General features: G+C 37.9%; 21 protein-coding genes. 3 read left to right on the top strand and 18 right to left on the bottom strand.

The genetic code is table 11. The features are described 5' to 3' along the window. Window position 1 precedes the first annotated feature (1 nt). The 6 genes from traF to selA are packed head-to-tail and all read right to left on the bottom strand — an operon-like array spanning window position 2 to window position 7,915. A complete protein-coding gene (gene traF / locus HCCG_RS01360; RefSeq protein ID WP_002955573.1) occupies window positions 2-1,657 on the bottom strand; it encodes a conjugal transfer protein TraF in 1,656 nt (551 codons plus the stop codon). A 37-nt stretch (window positions 1,658-1,694) separates the two neighbouring features. Then, entirely contained in the window at window positions 1,695-2,111 is a 417-nt protein-coding gene (locus HCCG_RS01355; protein ID WP_002955572.1) for a universal stress protein, read from the bottom strand. A gap of 31 nt (window positions 2,112-2,142) precedes the next feature. Continuing rightward, entirely contained in the window at window positions 2,143-3,378 is a 1,236-nt protein-coding gene (locus tag HCCG_RS01350; RefSeq protein ID WP_002955571.1) for a molybdopterin molybdotransferase MoeA, read from the bottom strand. Between the two features lie 28 nt (window positions 3,379-3,406). After that, a complete protein-coding gene (locus tag HCCG_RS01345) occupies window positions 3,407-4,495 on the bottom strand; it encodes a hypothetical protein (protein ID WP_002955570.1) in 1,089 nt (362 codons plus the stop codon). Between the two features lie 2 nt (window positions 4,496-4,497). Then, a complete protein-coding gene (gene selB / locus HCCG_RS01340) occupies window positions 4,498-6,507 on the bottom strand; it encodes a selenocysteine-specific translation elongation factor (protein ID WP_002955569.1) in 2,010 nt (669 codons plus the stop codon). After that, window positions 6,500-7,915, bottom strand: coding sequence for an L-seryl-tRNA(Sec) selenium transferase (gene selA / locus HCCG_RS01335; RefSeq protein WP_015453782.1), 1,416 nt, complete (start codon window positions 7,913-7,915; stop codon window positions 6,500-6,502). Before selA ends, selB begins: the two co-directional genes overlap by 8 nt. Before the next feature lie 104 nt (window positions 7,916-8,019). Between selA and msrA the strand changes: the two genes are divergently transcribed. Next, window positions 8,020-8,526: a peptide-methionine (S)-S-oxide reductase MsrA gene (gene msrA / locus HCCG_RS01330; RefSeq protein WP_002955567.1), complete on the top strand. Its 507-nt coding sequence runs from the start codon at window positions 8,020-8,022 to the stop codon at window positions 8,524-8,526. Between the two features lie 172 nt (window positions 8,527-8,698). Here the strand turns inward: msrA and HCCG_RS11870 are convergent, their stop codons facing one another. Further along, window positions 8,699-8,881, bottom strand: coding sequence for a hypothetical protein (locus tag HCCG_RS11870; protein WP_002955566.1), 183 nt, complete (start codon window positions 8,879-8,881; stop codon window positions 8,699-8,701). A gap of 249 nt (window positions 8,882-9,130) precedes the next feature. Between HCCG_RS11870 and HCCG_RS12770 the strand changes: the two genes are divergently transcribed. Both HCCG_RS12770 and HCCG_RS12765 read left to right on the top strand, forming a co-directional pair. After that, window positions 9,131-9,253, top strand: coding sequence for a hypothetical protein (locus HCCG_RS12770; protein WP_268257947.1), 123 nt, complete (start codon window positions 9,131-9,133; stop codon window positions 9,251-9,253). A 165-nt stretch (window positions 9,254-9,418) separates the two neighbouring features. Next, window positions 9,419-9,544 (top strand): hypothetical protein, encoded by a 126-nt coding sequence (locus tag HCCG_RS12765; RefSeq protein ID WP_002955561.1) that lies wholly within the window; start codon window positions 9,419-9,421, stop codon window positions 9,542-9,544. Window positions 9,545-9,796: 252 nt separating this feature from the next. Here the strand turns inward: HCCG_RS12765 and HCCG_RS01325 are convergent, their stop codons facing one another. From HCCG_RS01325 to HCCG_RS01275, 11 genes are all read right to left on the bottom strand, one after another. Next, window positions 9,797-9,976 (bottom strand): DUF1653 domain-containing protein, encoded by a 180-nt coding sequence (locus HCCG_RS01325; RefSeq protein WP_002955559.1) that lies wholly within the window; start codon window positions 9,974-9,976, stop codon window positions 9,797-9,799. Next, entirely contained in the window at window positions 9,973-10,335 is a 363-nt protein-coding gene (locus HCCG_RS01320) for a hypothetical protein (protein WP_002955558.1), read from the bottom strand. The genes HCCG_RS01325 and HCCG_RS01320 overlap by 4 nt, the downstream gene beginning before the upstream one ends. A 164-nt stretch (window positions 10,336-10,499) precedes the next feature. Continuing rightward, on the bottom strand, window positions 10,500-10,850 hold the full coding sequence (locus tag HCCG_RS01315; protein ID WP_002955556.1) for a hypothetical protein: 351 nt from the start codon (window positions 10,848-10,850) through the stop codon (window positions 10,500-10,502). Then, window positions 10,847-11,149, bottom strand: coding sequence for a hypothetical protein (locus tag HCCG_RS01310; protein ID WP_034547876.1), 303 nt, complete (start codon window positions 11,147-11,149; stop codon window positions 10,847-10,849). Before HCCG_RS01310 ends, HCCG_RS01315 begins: the two co-directional genes overlap by 4 nt. A gap of 183 nt (window positions 11,150-11,332) precedes the next feature. Continuing rightward, entirely contained in the window at window positions 11,333-11,587 is a 255-nt protein-coding gene (locus tag HCCG_RS01305) for an ADP-ribosyltransferase-containing protein (protein WP_002955553.1), read from the bottom strand. 12 nt (window positions 11,588-11,599) lie between these two features. Continuing rightward, window positions 11,600-12,031, bottom strand: coding sequence for a hypothetical protein (locus tag HCCG_RS01300; RefSeq protein WP_230197819.1), 432 nt, complete (start codon window positions 12,029-12,031; stop codon window positions 11,600-11,602). A 76-nt stretch (window positions 12,032-12,107) separates the two neighbouring features. Beyond that, window positions 12,108-12,320, bottom strand: coding sequence for a hypothetical protein (locus HCCG_RS01295; RefSeq protein WP_230197818.1), 213 nt, complete (start codon window positions 12,318-12,320; stop codon window positions 12,108-12,110). A gap of 64 nt (window positions 12,321-12,384) precedes the next feature. Further along, complete coding sequence (locus tag HCCG_RS01290) at window positions 12,385-14,688, bottom strand: putative barnase/colicin E5 family endoribonuclease (protein WP_002955551.1); 2,304 nt, start codon at window positions 14,686-14,688, stop codon at window positions 12,385-12,387. An 11-nt stretch (window positions 14,689-14,699) separates the two neighbouring features. Next, on the bottom strand, window positions 14,700-16,385 hold the full coding sequence (locus tag HCCG_RS01285) for a PBECR2 nuclease fold domain-containing protein (protein ID WP_015453780.1): 1,686 nt from the start codon (window positions 16,383-16,385) through the stop codon (window positions 14,700-14,702). A 149-nt stretch (window positions 16,386-16,534) separates the two neighbouring features. Next, window positions 16,535-17,023 (bottom strand): hypothetical protein, encoded by a 489-nt coding sequence (locus HCCG_RS01280; protein WP_015453779.1) that lies wholly within the window; start codon window positions 17,021-17,023, stop codon window positions 16,535-16,537. Window positions 17,024-17,437: 414 nt separating this feature from the next. Further along, on the bottom strand, window positions 17,438-17,584 hold the full coding sequence (locus tag HCCG_RS01275; RefSeq protein ID WP_230197817.1) for a hypothetical protein: 147 nt from the start codon (window positions 17,582-17,584) through the stop codon (window positions 17,438-17,440). Window positions 17,585-17,634 lie beyond the last annotated feature (50 nt).

Below are 17,634 nucleotides of genomic sequence, written 5' to 3'. Positions count from 1 at the left end.
TTTAGAAGCTAAAGCTGCCGCCTAGGCGGAGGTTAATGTATTGCGGAATGGGTATTCCATCAAGCTTAGTAGTCTTTGTGCTTACTTGCAAGGCAATATCTAGGAATCCCAGCACATTTAGCCCACCTGTAAGAATAAGCCCGGTATCTTGTCGCAAGTCTTTCATCGCACCTAGCCTTAAATCCATAGCCTTAAGATCAAAGCCCACGCCTCCGCCAATCATTTGGCTTTGTTGTTTGACATTGCTAAAAGCAAGTAAATCATTTGGAGTTAGATCCGCGTCAAAAGCGACATTTAAAAACTTAGAGTTGTAGCCTAGCCCCATACGATATTGCGGCTTGATGGTGATATTATTGAGACTTGATTCAAAAGTAGGCGAGTTTAGATTCTTAGCCACAAGCCCAAAAGTGAGATAGCGAAACTCTGGCAAATCAAGCTCATAGAGCATTCCCACATCTACGCCAAAATTATTTGATGAAATGGTGTTTTCAAGTGAAGCAAGGCTTGTAAGCTCCTTTTGAAAATCTGTATTTTTATTGATATTAATCTGCTTTTGTGTGCTGATAGCATTCATTAGCTTACCGGTTATGCCAAGATTCAAATTGCCGTGCTTAAGGTAGAATGTCCTTGCATAGCCGATTGGCACTTCAGAGAGCATAAAGGCTGTGGTAACAAGCTTATGTGCATCACTATTGCCTTCTAGCGAAGCAATAAGCGAGTATTTGCTATAATCATCACTGCTTGAAACCTTGAAGCTAAAGCTCCCGCCATTATCTACAAGCTCATAGTAACCACTTCCGCCTTTGATGATAAGTCGCATTTTACTAGAATCTGCGTTGATAGACATACTAGAATAGGCTGAAGCAAAATACGCCACGCCCAAAGAGCCTAGCTTTTCATTCATTGTTTTACTTGAGATTTGCAAAATCACGCCATTTTGGCTAACAATATTAAGATTATTATCTTTTAGAATCTCCTGCATTGAGCTAATATCTTCTACGGCTTTATCTAAGCCTTTATCTCCGCCTTTACTTATGGTGATATTTTGCAGGGCATTTTGAGTCCCTCCGGTGGTGCCACTACCATTGCTAAAGTCAAGATTCTTATAGTCAATGTTCCCTACAATATTGCCAAGTAAATTTTTTTGATCTGTCGAGAGTGAGCTATTTTGTTGCACTTCACTCAAGATTTTTTGGATAAGATCGTTATAATTGCCATCGGAATGTTTGTCTGTATAGGTTTTTAAATCATTTTGTATATTGCTTCCACCACCTCCACTACCTCCACCTCCACCACTTCCATTATTGGTGTTTTGAAGAGCTTTTTGTATAACATCTGTTATCACAGCACTAGTGCCACTGTCACTAAAAGTCATTATAAGTCGCTCTGCGGTGCTACTCATATTATTTATATCAATGGTAGTGAGTTTGGCAAGATTCTGCTCTCTTAAGCCTACGCCAAGCGAGTAGCCAAGCTTGACTTTTGGGTCAGAGCTTAAAAGGGCAGGATTGTAGTATAGCCCCCAAGCGGAGTGCTTGAGTGCTACCCCTGCTCCACCCATTGCCGCAGAGGTATTGCCCATTGAGCCAAATTCCAAGGCACAAAGTTGGCTTACAAATGAGCTACTAAGTAGGATAAACCCAAAGAGTCTTTTCATAAAGCTACACCTTATTTTGATTTATTTTAATTTTGTCTTATTTTGCTACCAAAACAGGAATAGGAGAGGAGTTAATAAAGCTATTTTGATGAGAGTTAAAGATTCTATGCAAAAGCGAAGATTCACTCGCACCAATCACAAGCAAATCATACTCATTGATGATTTCTAGCACGACATCAACGGGATTACCGGTTTTTAGAATCTTTTGACAAGTAATGCCTTGTTTATTAAACTCCGTTTCAAACTCATCAAGCATTGCATTTGACTTTTCATTCTCAATATTTTCAATCGTGCCATAATCCACAATCCCACTTTCCGCATAGACGATGATTTCAGGATTGACATGCAAGAGTGTTAGCTCAATCTCATCTCTATTGCCAAAAAAGCGGATAATAGTTTGAATAGCTCTCCTGCATTCTTGTGTGTCGCTCACTCCAAACAATAGCTTTGTCATATTCACTCCTTTGAAGTTTTAATTTGGGGTTTTAATCATTGAAAAAATCCATTATATCACAAAAATCGGCATTATACATAATTACCTTAATCGCACTGCCCTTTGCGTAGCTCATAGGTTTTTGGCTAGGATTATCAAAAAGGGCAATGGCATTATTTTTCCACATTGTAGCAAGGGAGCTTGAGCCGATTTTGCCGTTGTTGTAGGGCAGGAAGCGAGAAGATTCTATCATGCCTAGCAGGGCTGAAGTGGTATTCGCCTTAAGATTTAAATCTGAATCTAGCTCAAAAGTAAAAGCTTTTGGATAAAAGGCACTGCCCCCTTGTAAAGATTCTAAAATCGGCAGGATTAAAGTATGTGTATGTAAAAGCAGGGCTAAAGGGTTACCCGGTAGTAAAATAATGATAGTATCTCCCAAAGTAGCCAAGCCAAGATGTCGTCCGGGCTTGACATTTACTCCATCAAATATAAATTTCGCCCCAAGCTCAAGTAAGGCTTGTTTAATTAAATCCGCATCGCCTACACTCGCCCCACCGCTTGTAATGACGACATCAAAGCTTTGAAAAGATTCTATTTTCTTATGCAAAGCAAGTTTGTCATCTTGTAAAATCCCTTGATAGCTACACGCAAAGCCACGAGAAGCTAAAAGTGTATAAAGGCTTGTGGCGTTTGTGTTGTAGATTTGATACGCTTTAGCGTGTTGGTGTGGCTCGATGACTTCATCGCCACTTGAAAAGATTCCAATTTTGAGCGGCACAAAGCTTTCTATTTCGCTTATACCCTGTGAAGCAAGGATGCTTAAATCAAGGTGATTAAGCCTTTTTCCCTTGCGTAAAAGAAGTGAATCTGCTTGTATCTCTTCGCCTTTGTAGCGGATATTTAGCCCTTGATGCAAGGGCTGTTTAAGGCTAGGGAAGCTGACTTTGCCTTGTTGCTCTTGTGCCATTTCTATTTGGATAACCGCTTGGGTATTTTGCGGGAGCATTGAGCCTGTCATCACTTTGTAGGTTTCCCCTTGTGTCAGCGTGATATGCGTGCTATTATCCCCGGCTAGAATCTTACCGCGATTGATACAAGTTTTATCATAATCTTGCAGTAAAATCGCATAGCCGTCCATTGCGGAGTTATCAAACGCTGGAATCGCCCTAGAAGCGAAAATATCTTGACTTAAAATGGTGTTGTGAGCGTTAAAAAGCTTGATTTTATGTGTGCAATTTGTGCGTGGTAGGGTAGTGCCAAGCTTTAGGGCTTGAGTGAAACTTATCATTTTTACTCCTTTTTAAATGATGTGGGATTCAAAATTGTGTAAGCTGCAAATACGCATTGCTTAGGCGTTGCGTAATAGAATCTAGCTTTATTTCATCATTATAGCTTATGCTTAAAAGCTCTCGTGTGCTTGGCTCATCATAGCCTTGAGAAGCAAGCACAAAAGATGGTTTTGCATTACCAAATAAGCAATCCTGTCCATTAATGGCAAAAATGCCCTCCACACTCAAAGCCTGTAAGAGAAGCCTTGCTTTGATATGAGAAAATCTTAAGGGCAGGGCATTTGGCAGGGTGGATTCTAATGGGGCAAAAAGGGAGAGATTTTTACCTAAAAGATTTTTAAGCTTTGTGTAAAACTCGTTTTTGCTATCTTTGGGCTTTAGGCTTTGGAGTATATCTTGCAGGGCGATATATGCGGCTTTGTAGAGATTAGGACGCAGGAGCTGGAGCTGAAAAAACTCATCTAAAATATGATTATTTTCTAGCGTATTAAAATCACTTAAAATAAATCCACTAGGGCGGGATAAACCTATGCTTTCAGCATTGCATAAGAATAGAATCTGCGGGTGGCTAAGTGTGCTTAAACGCTTGAGCTGTGTAGAATCTAGCACACTTGCAAGGAGTGAAATATCAAGGAAAATAAACGCATTTGGATAAGTGTGCAAAATCGTTTCAAGCAAGGATTCAATGGGATTTGTAGTCAAAATATCTTGATTGACAAAGGGCAGGAAAAAAGCAAGATTCCTTTCATTTGGCAGTGGCGGAATGCTCTGTATAACGCCTTGTTGGTTTGGGGAGATAAGCTTAATGCCTTTGCTGACTTTCGCGGCATAAAGGCTTTGCTGGTGGAGACTGACACTAAGGATTATATGAAAATGATGTGTTTGCAAAATGGAAAAAAGAGTGAAAAAATCACTGCTTGTGTAGTTGAAACTATGAGCGTGGGTTTTAGAAAAAAGTGAGGCAAGGTTTTTAGAATCTTGGCTTAGTTGTGAAAGATAGGCACTATCAAGCGTGTTTGGATTAGGGACATTTTGTGAATGAAGCAAGGTATTTGCTTTGTGATTTTGTGGGAAGTTGGCTAAAAAATCAAGGCGGACTTCTTTTTCTTGTTTCATTGTTATCCTTTTGGTTGGTTGGAATCTTTACTAGAATCTTTGTAGGCTCGGTTTTGCGGGGCGTATTTTAAACTGCGTTTATTATCCTTACACACGATGTCATCAAATTTATCAAGGTATTCTAAGTAGGCAATAAGGTATTTTCGGCTTAATTGTGTGTGGTTTCGTAACAGATTCACATCAATATAGCCATTTGTCTGTAAAATCTCACGCATTAAGCTCACAATTTTTTGTAGGGCGGTTGTGGTGATAAAAAGATTATGCGTGATACGCACGACTTTTTGAGCGTGAGTTAGGGCTTTTAGGGCGTTATCGCCTAGACTCCTATCAATCTCTAGCTCTTCATAGAGATTATAGGGTGCTAGGGGTGCGTAGCCTTGATTTGCCAAAGATTCTAAAATGCTTTGCTCTGCGTAAGTGTGGATATTTTGTATTTGACACCATTGAGAGAGATATAAGCCATTTTGATTTTTTATCTGCCCTTCTTTTAAAAGCTCATCTAATGCCCTTTGACACAGGGCAGGGGACGCCCATTTGAGCTTTGTATTTAAGCTTTGAGCGGATATAAGGGCGTTTTTATTCCGTGAGAAAATCTCTACAATATGCGTTTTGAGTGTCTCTACTTGGGAGAGCGGATAGAGCGTTAGGACTTTTTCATCAAGGAAAAGATTTAAAGTTTTAGCAATCTCTAGGCTTTGAGCGTGGCTTAGGCAGAATCTTTGCGTGGAGCTAACAAGTCCAAAGCCCTTTTTGTGAATCTGCGTTAAGAGATAAAAGCTTTGTTTGAAGTCTTTTTTTGCTAGGGATTCTAAAAGGATTAAACGAGTGTGTTTTTTGATAGGATCGGCAATGGGGTTTAAAATCACGCCACCACAAAGCGTGTCATTATCATTGCGTAAGACAAAGCGTTGGGAGTAGATACCAAAAATGGGGGTATCGGTTTTGAGTGTAGCAAGGGTAAGCGGGGCTTTACCAAAGGCGTGTGAAACTATAACTTTTGAATCCATATTTGTTAAATTTGTGGCGTTTGAATCCGCAAACTTTGAATCTTTATGCGTGGTAAGCACACAAACTTTAGCCTTGAGTTTAAAGCTACCGATATGAAGCGTATAAGTGGCGTTGTGCCTAACTTCCCCAAAAATCCCCACATCAATGCTATCAAATCCACGCAAAAAGCCTTTTTTTGAGATGAGATAGCCCCGCTTTAGCTCATTATGACTTATCGCGGATAGATTGAGTGCAACGCGTTGTGAGGGATAGGCTTTTAACGCCTTTTGCTTATGCACTTGAATACTTTTTAAGCTCACTTCCTTAGATTTATTATAAATATAGAGCTTTTCATCAATATGGCATTCCCCACTTAGCACACTGCCTGTTACCACGCAACCCGCCCCTTGAATAGCAAAGCTCCTATCTATGTAATACAAAAAAACTCCATAGTCATCTTTTGGCGGTTTGGGGATAGATTCTAACCTTTGTTTTAAATTTTCAATCTCCTGTGTGCTAGGCGTGGGGCATAAGCTCAAAGCAAAGATAGAATCTAAGCTCATATCAAGGGGCTTAAAAAAATCTTTGATTGTAGATTCTAAGTCTGCTAAGTCTTTTTGCTTGTTTTCAAGCTTATCAATTTTAGTGATGACGCAAATACAGCTTTTTACGCCAAGTAAATTAGCGATATGTATATGCTCCCTGCTTTGAGGCATAATGCCTTCATTTGCCGCAACTACAAGCAAAAGCACATCAATGCCAAACACCCCAGCAATCATATTTTTTACTAACTTGCTATGCCCGGGGACATCAATGAAAGCGACATTGCGGACTCTAAACTCAAGGTTTGAAAAGCTCAAATCCAGCGTAATGCCCCTTTGCTTTTCCTGCTCTAAGCTATCGCCATCAAAGTCATTTAAAGCCTTTATAAGCGTGGTTTTGCCGTGGTCTATATGCCCAGCAAGTCCTACTATAACATCATTGTGAATGTCATTGTGATTTTGCTCTATGGGCTGCTTAGTCATTGCCTTGCCCCAAAACAGATTCTAAAATCATCACAATCTTTTCTTCATCGTGCGGGAGCAAAGTCCGCACATCTAGCAGGATTTTATCTTTTTGTATGCAGGTGATAAGCCCTTGCAAACGCAATTTTTCTTCAAACGCTTTGGCATTTAGAATCTTGTTTTGCAAACTCACTCCCCAAGATTCAAACTCAATATGCGGCACACTCCCGCCCCCAGCAAGTGAAGATAGCCTTAAGACTTCCACTTGCATTTGTTGGCTAATGCGAGATTGAGCAATCTTGCTTTGTAAAACTTTTGCCCTAGATTCTAGCTTTTCTAGCGGGAGTGAAAGCATATTAAGGGTTGGGATTTTGTGATAGGCTTTGTCTTTGTAGGCTTGAAGTGTCGCAATAAGGGCAAGAATGCTAAACTTATCCACTCTTAAGGCGCGCAAAAGCTGATTAGATTTGAGCTTGTCTATAAGCTTTTTTTTGCCAAGGATAATGCCAAGCTGCGGTCCGCCAAAAAGCTTATCGCCACTGAAGCTAAGCAGTGAAGGCTTGTATTTACAAATTTCACTCACACTTGGCTCATCTTTAAGGCTTAAGATTCCACAATGTCCGCTGCCTAAGTCAAAATAATCAATGAGATTATGCTTTTTTGCGAGAGTGATAAGCTCTTTTATATGGCAGTCTTTGGTAAAGCCAATTTGCTTAAAATTGCTTTGGTGGACTTTCATAATCATCGCTGTTTGTTCGTTTATGGCGTTTTCATAATCGCGTAAATGCGTCTTGTTTGTCGCGCCCACTTCGCATAAAATGCTTGAAGCACTTTTCATCACTTCTGGGATTCTAAAGCTCCCGCCTATCTCTACAAGCTCCCCACGCGAGATGATGACTTCTTTATCCTTAGCAAAGGTATTTAGGATTAAAAGCACGCTTGCGGCGTTGTTGTTCACTAGCAGGGCGGATTCTACGCCAAACATTTGAGCTAGAATCTGCGTAGCGTGGATATATCGCTCCCCCCTTTTGCCCTTGTGCAAATCGTATTCTAGCGTGTTGTAGGCGGTGAGTAGTGGGGTGATTTGTTCCATAATCTCTTGTGAAAAGACACTGCGTCCAAGGTTTGTGTGAATCACCACTCCTGTGGCGTTTATCACACTTTGCATTGTGGGGGCTTGAGCTTGCATTGCCTTAGTTTTTATCGTTTTAGCGTGTGTGTTTAAATCTGTATTTGGGCTTTTTCCTTGCGAGATAGAATCTCGCAAAGTTTGTAAATACTCATAGATTAGGGGCAGAATAAAGGCTTTATCAAAGTCTTGTAAATCAGCGTGGGCTAGAAGCGTATCAACTTTAGGGATAGAACGCAACAGGGCTTTTTGCGTGGGTTGTAATGTGTCTTGTCGTGTGTCTTTTGATATGTGTTGCAATGAAAATCCTTTGAACCTGTTTGTGCTTTGTGCAAACAATGTAAGTAGGATTCTATCTCAAATACTTAACATTTCAAATAATTTCATTGTATGAAAGGGCAAAAATGGCGGTGATTTATCTTGCTGGTGGGTGCTTTTGGGGAATGCAGGGCTATTTTGATAGGCTTAAAGGTGTGCTAGATTCTAGCGTGGGCTATGCAAATTCCAAGATCGCTAATCCAAGCTATGATCTTGTATGCAGTGGGGCAAGTGGGGCGGTAGAGACTTTGAAGCTAGAATATGATGAATCTGCTCTGTCCCTGCGTGAGATTATAGAGCGGTTTTTATCCATTATTGATCCTTGCGCGTTAAATTATCAAGGTAATGACAGAGGCACACAATATCGCAATGGCGTGTATTATGAAGATTCACAAAGTGAAAGCGTGATAAGAGAGTGTCTCAAAAAATGGGAGCAAGGGCAGAATCGCAAGGCGGTTACGGAGATTCTGCCTTTAGCTAACTTCTATGAAGCAGAAAGCTATCATCAAAAATATTTAGAGAAAAATCCTAGTGGCTATTGTCATATTGATATAGAATCCGCCCTGCATTCCTTTCAAGGCTTTGATAAGTAGAATCTAGATTCTACAAACACCAATTCTTAATCGCAAACCCACTTCCAGCAAAACCCCTAAAATTCCTAAAATAAGGCTTCTTTCATCAGGCTATAAAATTATAGGCTATTTATCATTTTTCACGCTTTACGCTTCGCACACAAGGCATTTGGCACAAAACTTGACACACTTTTCAAAAAACACGATTCCTTAAATCAAAATCGCCGCAGTCATACCACAAATTTGCCACTTTTTGCAAAAATCTCACAAACAAACCGCACAATACCCTTACACTCGCTATTCCAAAGGCTAACATTTCTGCCACCATTACACAAATCCCTAGTCCATTCCACCGCTTCATCAGTCTTTTACACATCACGCAAACCTATCACACAAACACCCCAAACACCGCTACAAACGCCACTCCACGCCTATACACAAAGCCTGAATCCAAGCTACCACAAAGCACACAACGCCAAATCGCATTTTTGCATTTGCAATTTTTTTCACAAAAATCAAAAATCTTTGCAAATTATTCCACAATCCACGCAAAACAAATTATTTTAAAAGCAAAACATACACGCCAAAAATCCCCACCACTTCAAATGTGGGTGATGTGGGCGGAGTGAGAACGGACAAAGCAAATGTGGGTGGCGGACAAAAAGGGCAGCAAGACAAATCAAGGCGAGGCAAGGCAAAATGTGGGCGAGATAGAAAAAGCGATGGTGAAAACACAAAGCAAATGTGAGGCAATACAAAAACACCAAAGCGGGGTAAAGCAAATGTGGGGCAGGTGCAAAAACACAAAACAAAGGTAGAAAAAATGTGTGGGGCTGGGCAATCACGCAATGCAAAAACGCCAACGCAAAGCAATGCAAACAGAGCTAATTAAAATGTGGGTGGGAGCAGGTCAGTGAGTGTTAGAAAAGTGGGGCAAATCAACCAAATGGTTCAAAATGATGGAAATAGGGAAGTTTTAAGGAGTCCGCAAAGATTTAGTTACCAAGAAAAACTCGGCAACTCAAAACAAGAGCAATAAGGAATTGTCTAGATGCTAACAGAGATTTTAGAATCACGCTTTACCTTGCTTCATTTTCTGCTCCTGCTTCTAAAATTTCTCCCAAAGTAATCTCAATATCGTGTATCACTTTATGTAAATAAATAATCTCATCTAGTGTTTTGTTACTTTCTTTTATCCTTTTTATTTTTTCATTTAATGCCACGACAATAGATGCAATAGATAATGTCAAGCACACAATAATGATATTTCAAGCTATATCACACATTTTTTCTACTCCTTAATCTTACTAAATTTGCATATAAACTCCCTTAGCAAACGCACATACAAAACACCATATCTATCAGTATATATCACACAAAGCAAGTCCTGCGTATCGCTTTTAAACTCTGCTAGATTCACCACCTTATACCGACCACCTTTTTTGTTGTGCGTATAAAAATCACCTATCATTCTTTACTCTTATCTATTTCAAAAGCCACCCTAGAGCAAAATATCCAAATCCCAAGCCAAAGATAAAGCTTACAATCATAGCAGTATAAAAAATCGCCCTTTCCGCCTTTTGCACCTGTGAATCTGTGTAGGTTTTCAAGTCTTTTTTTTAAGTGTATTTTATAATTGCCATAACCATCTATAACGCAATCACTTATGGGATAATACCCAACTTCTGCGTATTTTTGCACTTCTGCAACAAAACATTCTTTATTGCTTTTTTCTATTGTGACAAAGGCTTCATTGCTATAGATAGAACGCAAGATAATCACAGCTATAAACAAGGCTATTGCTAAAATTACAATTATGCCTATTATCATACTCTATTACCTTCTTACTTATTTGTTAGAATCCGCTCCGCCTATGCTAAAAGCGGGGCTTATGGGTTATGATAAACACCACAAGGAAGCGTGTTTATTGTATAAGTATTTTTGATAAAAAAGGAGGGTTAAAATGTGAGCGATGTGTATGTGGTTGTTTTTGATTAATTTCTTATTGTTTTTATAATTTTTTCTGCAAGTAGGCGGTATCTATTAAAGGAATCAAGCCTAGCCATATCATTTCCTATACTGCCATATTCTTTTGCACGAATTTTGTGTAGTTCCTTTTGAATGCTGTTGTCTTGGTCTAAACTTTTATTTTGTTCTTGTAGTATAAAAAAATCTTTAACAATTATCTTGTATAAATCAAGTGCCCCTCTTTTAAAATGATTACAAGCTCTTGCAAGATTTTCTTGCTTACCTGATTTGTAGTAGCGAGAATAGATATGGGATATTGCGTTGTGAAATTCCATTAAAAATTGTCTCGGAATCACCATTTGCTCTAATTTAATCATTTTTTCTCCTTTGTCTGTTCTAAATATTTGTTGTAAGCCTTTATCTCTTTCTTATGTTTTACAAGGTAGAGATACAATACTTTTATTCTCCGCCTACTATCATACTCCAAAGCTGATAGGATTAAGGTGATAGGCAAACACACCAAAAAGCTCACGCAAGAAAATAATTTTAGTATGCAATCCTTGACTTCTAGCAATGGTGAAAAAATATGTCTTAGATTATTTCTCACACTCACTTTTGGGATAGCTCTGTGGTAATGCTCTATCCTATACTCACCAAGCTCATCTGTTTCACCCAAAGCTTCTGCAAAGTCTTTGATTGTGGATTCTAAGTTTCATTGTTGCTCTCCTTTTTTTCTTTAAACATCTTGCTCACACACAGGGGCATTATAAAAAAATGGATTTTGAAAACAAAAGGGTTAAATGGTTTTATTGGGGGGTGGGTGTGAAAATATTATGGATTTCTGCTTTTTTTAGATTCATTAAGCGGTGCATTCATTGAAAAAAGGATTTTTCATATTCAAAAAGACTTTATAGAGACTGCCTTTATTGGCAGATAATGTGTCTATAGTGTATTTATCAGCAAAGGCTTTATTATCACTAAACCAAAATCCTATATCAAATTTGCCTTTTTCTTGTCTTTCAAATATTTCAAAGCCTTTTTCTTTGCTTCCGTGATAAAACACTTTAGGCACTCCATTTTCATCTTTTGTCAAAGGGCTTGAGTCCTTAGCCATTCTAGTAAGTCTTTAGCTTTTTTGCGGATTAAATTTAAATTTTTCTTGCACCTTTAGTATAGGATTTTTAAATTCCATTTTGTCTTTAAGGTTTCTATCACTATAAAATGTTATAATTTCTTCCGCGGATTCAAGGTGTGAGTCGGAGGTTGTGCCACCACCTTGTATCTTGCTTACTAGTCTAAATCTAACACCCTCTTTGTTTTCCCACTCGTAGATTCTAGCTTCTTGTCCGCTTTTTTGCTTTTCTACAAAAGGCTCATAATCTTTTAAAAAAGTTCTTAAATCTTTCCCTAGATTCACCAACTCTAAATCTGTAACATAGCCCTCTTTTGTAGAATCTTGTAAATGTTCTATTTTGATATGCTTTGCACCCTTTCTCTTTTGTGAATGCTCTAAATGATAGCCTTGCGTCAATTTTAGGGCTTCATCTACCGCTCTCAAATCCTTTTGTATCAAAACAGCATTTTTCCCATTGAACGCTACATTATAGATTCCCTTTTGCTCTTTTTTCTCTAGCTCACTTTATCATCACTTTTGCTTGGACTATTCTACCCCTTTCATTTTGGATTATATAGCGTGGTTCTAACGCACTTAAAAGTGGATATTTTGCCTTTGCTTTATCAAAGCCTTGTGCTAGAGTATCGGCTAGTTCCCTTGCCACCGCTTCTTTTAGCTTTGGATTATTTTTTAAGTATGTAAAGCCTTGAGTAACTGCCTTGCTTCCTATCACTCCACCTAGCAATCCAAACGCAAACTTTTCAGGGCTAAAGGTTAGATTACCATTTTCATCACTCTCAATTCCCGCTCACACTTCCACCCACCAATCCACTGCCTAAATGGGCGTTAGATTGATAGATATTAGGACTAGATTCATTAAAATACTTGCCATTTACGCCTTGATTATCAATATGCTTTATTTGATTGGAATCAAAGACTACAATCGTGTCGCCTAGCTCTTTTATCCCATCGTATCCTAATTTTTTCAGTTCATTTTTAAATACTTCTGCTTTGCTTCTATATCTATCAAAATTTGTATCCTTTAGTATATTGAAAACATTAATTTCATTTCCCCATTTTTGCAAGGTATCCAGCTTAAACTCATAATCCTCTTTGCTAAAAATCTTTTTAAGCACTTCTAAATTTTTCTCATCATTGAAATCAAATATATTTTTTGCTTTGAGAAAAACTTCATATCCGTGCTTCCCTGCTTGATTGCCTCTAGTCCTAGCGTATAAATCTGCATCATCTGCATTACTGCTAAACCAAAATCCCCATTTTGTTTGGTCTTTTTCACTTAAAAATACTTCAAAAGGTTTATCAGTTTCGCTTCCGTGATAAAACACTTTAGGCACTCCATTTTCATCTTTTGTTAAAGGGCTAGAATCCTTATGCCACTCTAATAAGTCTTTAGCTTTTTTCTCATCGTAATTAAACTTTTGCATTGTAGATTCTAGGGTTTGTTGTGGTATAATGGCGTTAGAGTTTAAAGGCAGAGTCTCGCCTTTTGTAAAATCGCTAGAGTTGATGGTCTTAGCCATTTCTCTTTCATCTTTATAAGCCGTAATAATCCATTTATTTTGTGTAGGTTCGCCTTTCCAATTTCCTTTTAATCCTACTTTAAAAATCTCACCATTTTCTTTTGTGTATTGTAAAGTTGCCCTATCGCTATTTTTTACCACTTCCCCATTTTGTATAATCTCATCTAGCTCTTTTGCTATATCCTTAAACTCACTCCCGTGCTTGTCTAAAATATGCTTTAATCCAAAGTTAGAATCTCCCCATACTAAATCAATATCCCCTAATTCTTTGCGATAAAATGCCCCGCTCACTTGCCCTTGTCTTTCTGCTAGTAGCTTTTGTATTGCAGATTCTCCACTATGATAATGTTCTGCATAATTTGTGCCAAATTCTTTTAAAGGTTTAATGTTTAACTCTTCTTGTATTCTTAGCCTATTTTTACGCAGTGAGTTTATAGCAATATGTTCGCTTAAGTCTTGTATGTCCCCTTTTTTAAGCCTTGCTTGAAACTTCCCAAATGCCACTTTAAAGCTAGGTTTGTTTATATCCAGTTCTTTAAAGCCTAGTTCCTTAGCTTTATCTCTTAATGTATTGATGAGTAGATTTTCTGCATTTTTAGCTGTATCTTTAAAAGGCTTGTCTTTAAAGTCGTTTAAAAGCTGTGTTGTAACTTCTTGTATTGTATCTGTATCTTTGACATAGGCTTTTAGCTCATTTGCTAAGTGTTGCTCATATAGTCGTGGGAAATCTTGTATAAGCTCTTTATACTCTTGTGGCATTGCTTGATTGAAATATTGCTTTTCTAGCTGGATTATTTCATCAGGCTTGAAAGCGTGGTGTAAATACTCTTTATCAGGATTCTTACTCTCCGCGATTTGTTGCCTTGACTGCTGTATTTTTGTTTGCAATGCACTTAATTGCGGATTGTCTTGTATAGAATCTTTTATGGTTTGTGGCTTACAGAATTCATCAATAATGCCTTTTAGCATTTGATGTTCATCACTGCCTAAAACCTTTGCGTTGTTATGAAAGCCACCCATTAAAATACGCTTATTTTCTAGCTCTTTATATTGTGGCATTTTACTTTCATATATATTGAGTATATCTTGTTTATGTTTGAGCAAATCTTTTGCTAGAGTTTGTTGGTCTTGTGGGAGAGTATCATAATGCTTTTTTGCATAATCTAAATATTCTCTTACTTTTGACAAAGAGTATTCAACATCATATATATTTGTAAGATCTAGCACTTGATTTATCTCGCTTTGTTTAAATCCTATGTCTTTTAATATTCTGCTAAACTCATCTTTTGCGGTGTTGTGCAAGGCTTCATTTGCTTCTTGTATTTTCTCTTTTGCAAAGTGTGAGAGATAAATCGCACTCGGTTCGTGTCCTTCAAAATATTCTAATGCTTTAGGATAAGCCTTTACAAAATCATCTTTAAAATATTGAAAAGTTTTTGCTGGGTCGCTATTATCCTTTGGCATTTGTGGTATAATGGTGTTAGAGAACGGCACTTGATTTGTCTCTGTGAATGCCCCAGATGTCGGTAAGGCTTCCGCATTTTCCGCTTTATATATCATTTTTCCATTTTTTAGCTTATTTGTATTGTTTTATCAGTCTTTGGTGAGTTGCTAATGATAGTTATATGCGTATCAAAGTCTTTCCCTATGCTTGTAAGATATAAATCATCTTTTATTTGCTTAGCAAAAATAAACTCACTTTCATCTTGTAGGACAATCTGTGGCTTCTCTAAAGTCTCTTTTATTTGCGGTATATACTGCTCCCTACCTTTTTCTATAATCTTATACAAACTCCCTTTTGTTAGCTTAATTTCCTTACCTATGGCTTCTTGTAATTCTTGCGATAGTTGTGGTATGTAGCTTTCATCAAGGCTTTTAAGATTAAAGGTTTCACACCATTGCTGTTGCACTTCTTTTGTAAGCGTGTGTTCTTTACCTTTTGTATCAGTAAAAATAATGTCGCTAGAATCCACTTTTTGCGGTGTAGATTCTAAAGTGTCAGTTTCTATGACTTTAGCTTCTATGCTAGATTCTACTTTGGATACACTGCTTTGTGGATTAGCTATACTTTCCCTTAGCTCCCTTAAGCGTGGCATTAGTTGGCTTAAAGCACTTTGACTTTGGGTAACCTGCCCTTGATTGATAAGATATTCTAAAAAGTCATATATATCTACTTCACTTAAAGCCTTGCCCTGTGTAAAAAATGTTGGCTGTGTGGCAAGTTCTAAGGCTTTTGGAGCTTCTTTTAAGCACTCATATAGAGCAGAGCTTGGATTCTCCTGCCTTGAAAATTTTGCTAGTGCTACCCCAAAGGCTTGAGCGGTGAGATTTTCTATTTTGTTAGAATCTAGCACAAGGGCATTTTTTAAAGCTTCTTTGTCTTTTGCGATATTTAAAAAGCTTTCAATATCACTAATCAAATGTGTATAATCCACTTCCCTTGTAGGATTTTGCTTTGCGGTGTAATACATCGCATCGCTTAATATATCTCTAAATTCTAAGTTTTTAAAGCTAGGATTATTGGCGAGATTATAAAAGCTTCCTGCATTATCTACATACATATTGATGATTTTATTTTTATATTCACTATTGCCTTTTATGGAATCTAGGCTTTGTAAGATATTGCTATTTTTTCCATTTCTCGCTAGGCCTGTTAAAAGGGCTAGATTTGGCTCAAAGGTATTAAGCCCATTGCCTTGCTTATCTATATGTTGGCTCACAAGGCTTTTTAGTCCATTGACATTTTCACTACTCAAAGCTTTTGGCAAGGTAGCGATATTTTGTCTATAAAGGCTAAGGGTGGAGAGAGCTTTTTCGCCCATTGTGCTTTCTCTACCGATATTTGAGCTAAAAGCAAGTTGAAGTATTTGCTTATCACTCATATTTTCTTTTAATCTTCGCACGATGATTTCATCATTTTCTAATGCCACGCCGAGAAACTCTTTTGCCCCTTGCTTATACTTTTGCTGTGCAGTCTCTGCATTATGTGTTTGTGCGTTAAAAATCTGCCTTAAGGCTTCGCTTCTGTGATTCCTACTTACGACCTTGCCATCTCTTGTGATGATAGGCACTCCATTTACTCCGCCCTCTTGGTAGAATATAAGTTCAGGTTTAAAGTCATTAACAATATTTGCTATTGCACTCTCTTGTTTGATAAGTCGCCCCTGCGTGTTTGAGTTATCAAAGTTTGGCTTTATATCACTAAGTTTAACTACTGCAAACTCCGCTTCAAATGGAGCAGTCTCATCATTTAGCACTATACTTGTATCTCTTATGGGCTTGTAGAGTATATCCTGCCCCTTATCTATGGCACTTCATCAGCATTTTTGCCAAGTCTAGCTTCTTTTAGAGCGATAATCTCATCTCTTTTAGCTTGAGTTTGTGCAAAATACTCTGCCATCTCTTGTTATGCTTTGGCTTCTTTTTGTATTTGGCTTTGTATTTGTGTGGAATCTAGCTTTTCTATTCCAGCTTTGCTACTCTTTTGTGGTATAATGTTCTTATCGGTTGCGTTAAAAGTCTGTAACGCATTAAGGCTTTCAGCAGAAATAGTTTTGTTAGCACCGATTTTTTCTAACTGCGAGATAGATTCTATTTGTCTAGCAAGTTTATTTTCTAGCTCATCTTTGGCAAACTTCTCTAAGCTTTCTTGTAAGATGAGTTCATCATAGCTATTTACTTGCTCTATGTGATTGCTTTGGATATAGACATTTTCTAGCCTATCTTTTGAAAGTAGGAGTTTTTCTCCATTATCTAGCTCTACTACACTGCGTAAAACATTCCCATCTTGTTGCCATTTTAGGTTGTTTGTGGTAGAATTTGTATTGCTAAGGTGATATTGTTGTGGGTAGCCCTGCTCTAAACTAGGATTAGAGATAGATTCACTCTTTGCCACTTCATCTGCATTGTGCGGATATGGGTTAGCCTTAGCATTTTTGAGTAAAACCTCCTTATTGTAATTTCCCTTAGTTTTCCATAGACTTTAAAAATGAGTTTATCCTGCCCTAATAAAGCTTCCTCAATGGCTATATGATACCCATTAATTTGTTTTACATAAATCACGCTTTTATCTGTGAAAAATTGCTCGTCATATTCTTGCGTAATGCGTGGGTAATTTGCTTCTATATCTGCCCTTGTAATAGCGATATTACCCCTTGTGATTCTTTTGTCTCATCGCCGTGTGATTTTAAAGCGTGGGCGATTTCATTTTCTCGCAATTCTCTTAAAAGTGGTTTTTTGTTTTTAAAATTAAAGTGTTTTTGAAGTTGCTCTGCTTCGTGTAGCTCAACTTCAAAAGTTTGAGTAGCTTTTAAATTAGCAGATTTACTTTTATTCCCCCACTTTCCACCACTTCTTTTAACTTCTCCACCTGCTCTTTGCTTACCTTGCCATTGCCTAGCTCTATAATCTCATCATTCTTTTTGATTGCCGTGTAGCCTTGAGATTGTAAATCCATTGCACCTTTGGCAAGTCTCTTAAATCTATCAAAAATAGGCAAGTTCCCTT

The sequence above is a fragment of the Helicobacter cinaedi CCUG 18818 = ATCC BAA-847 genome, assembly GCF_000155475.1.
GTDB classification, from domain to species: Bacteria; Campylobacterota; Campylobacteria; order Campylobacterales; family Helicobacteraceae; genus Helicobacter_C; species Helicobacter_C cinaedi.
Note: the sequence above shows the minus strand (reverse complement) of the source record. Positions and strands in the feature narration are given on the sequence as shown.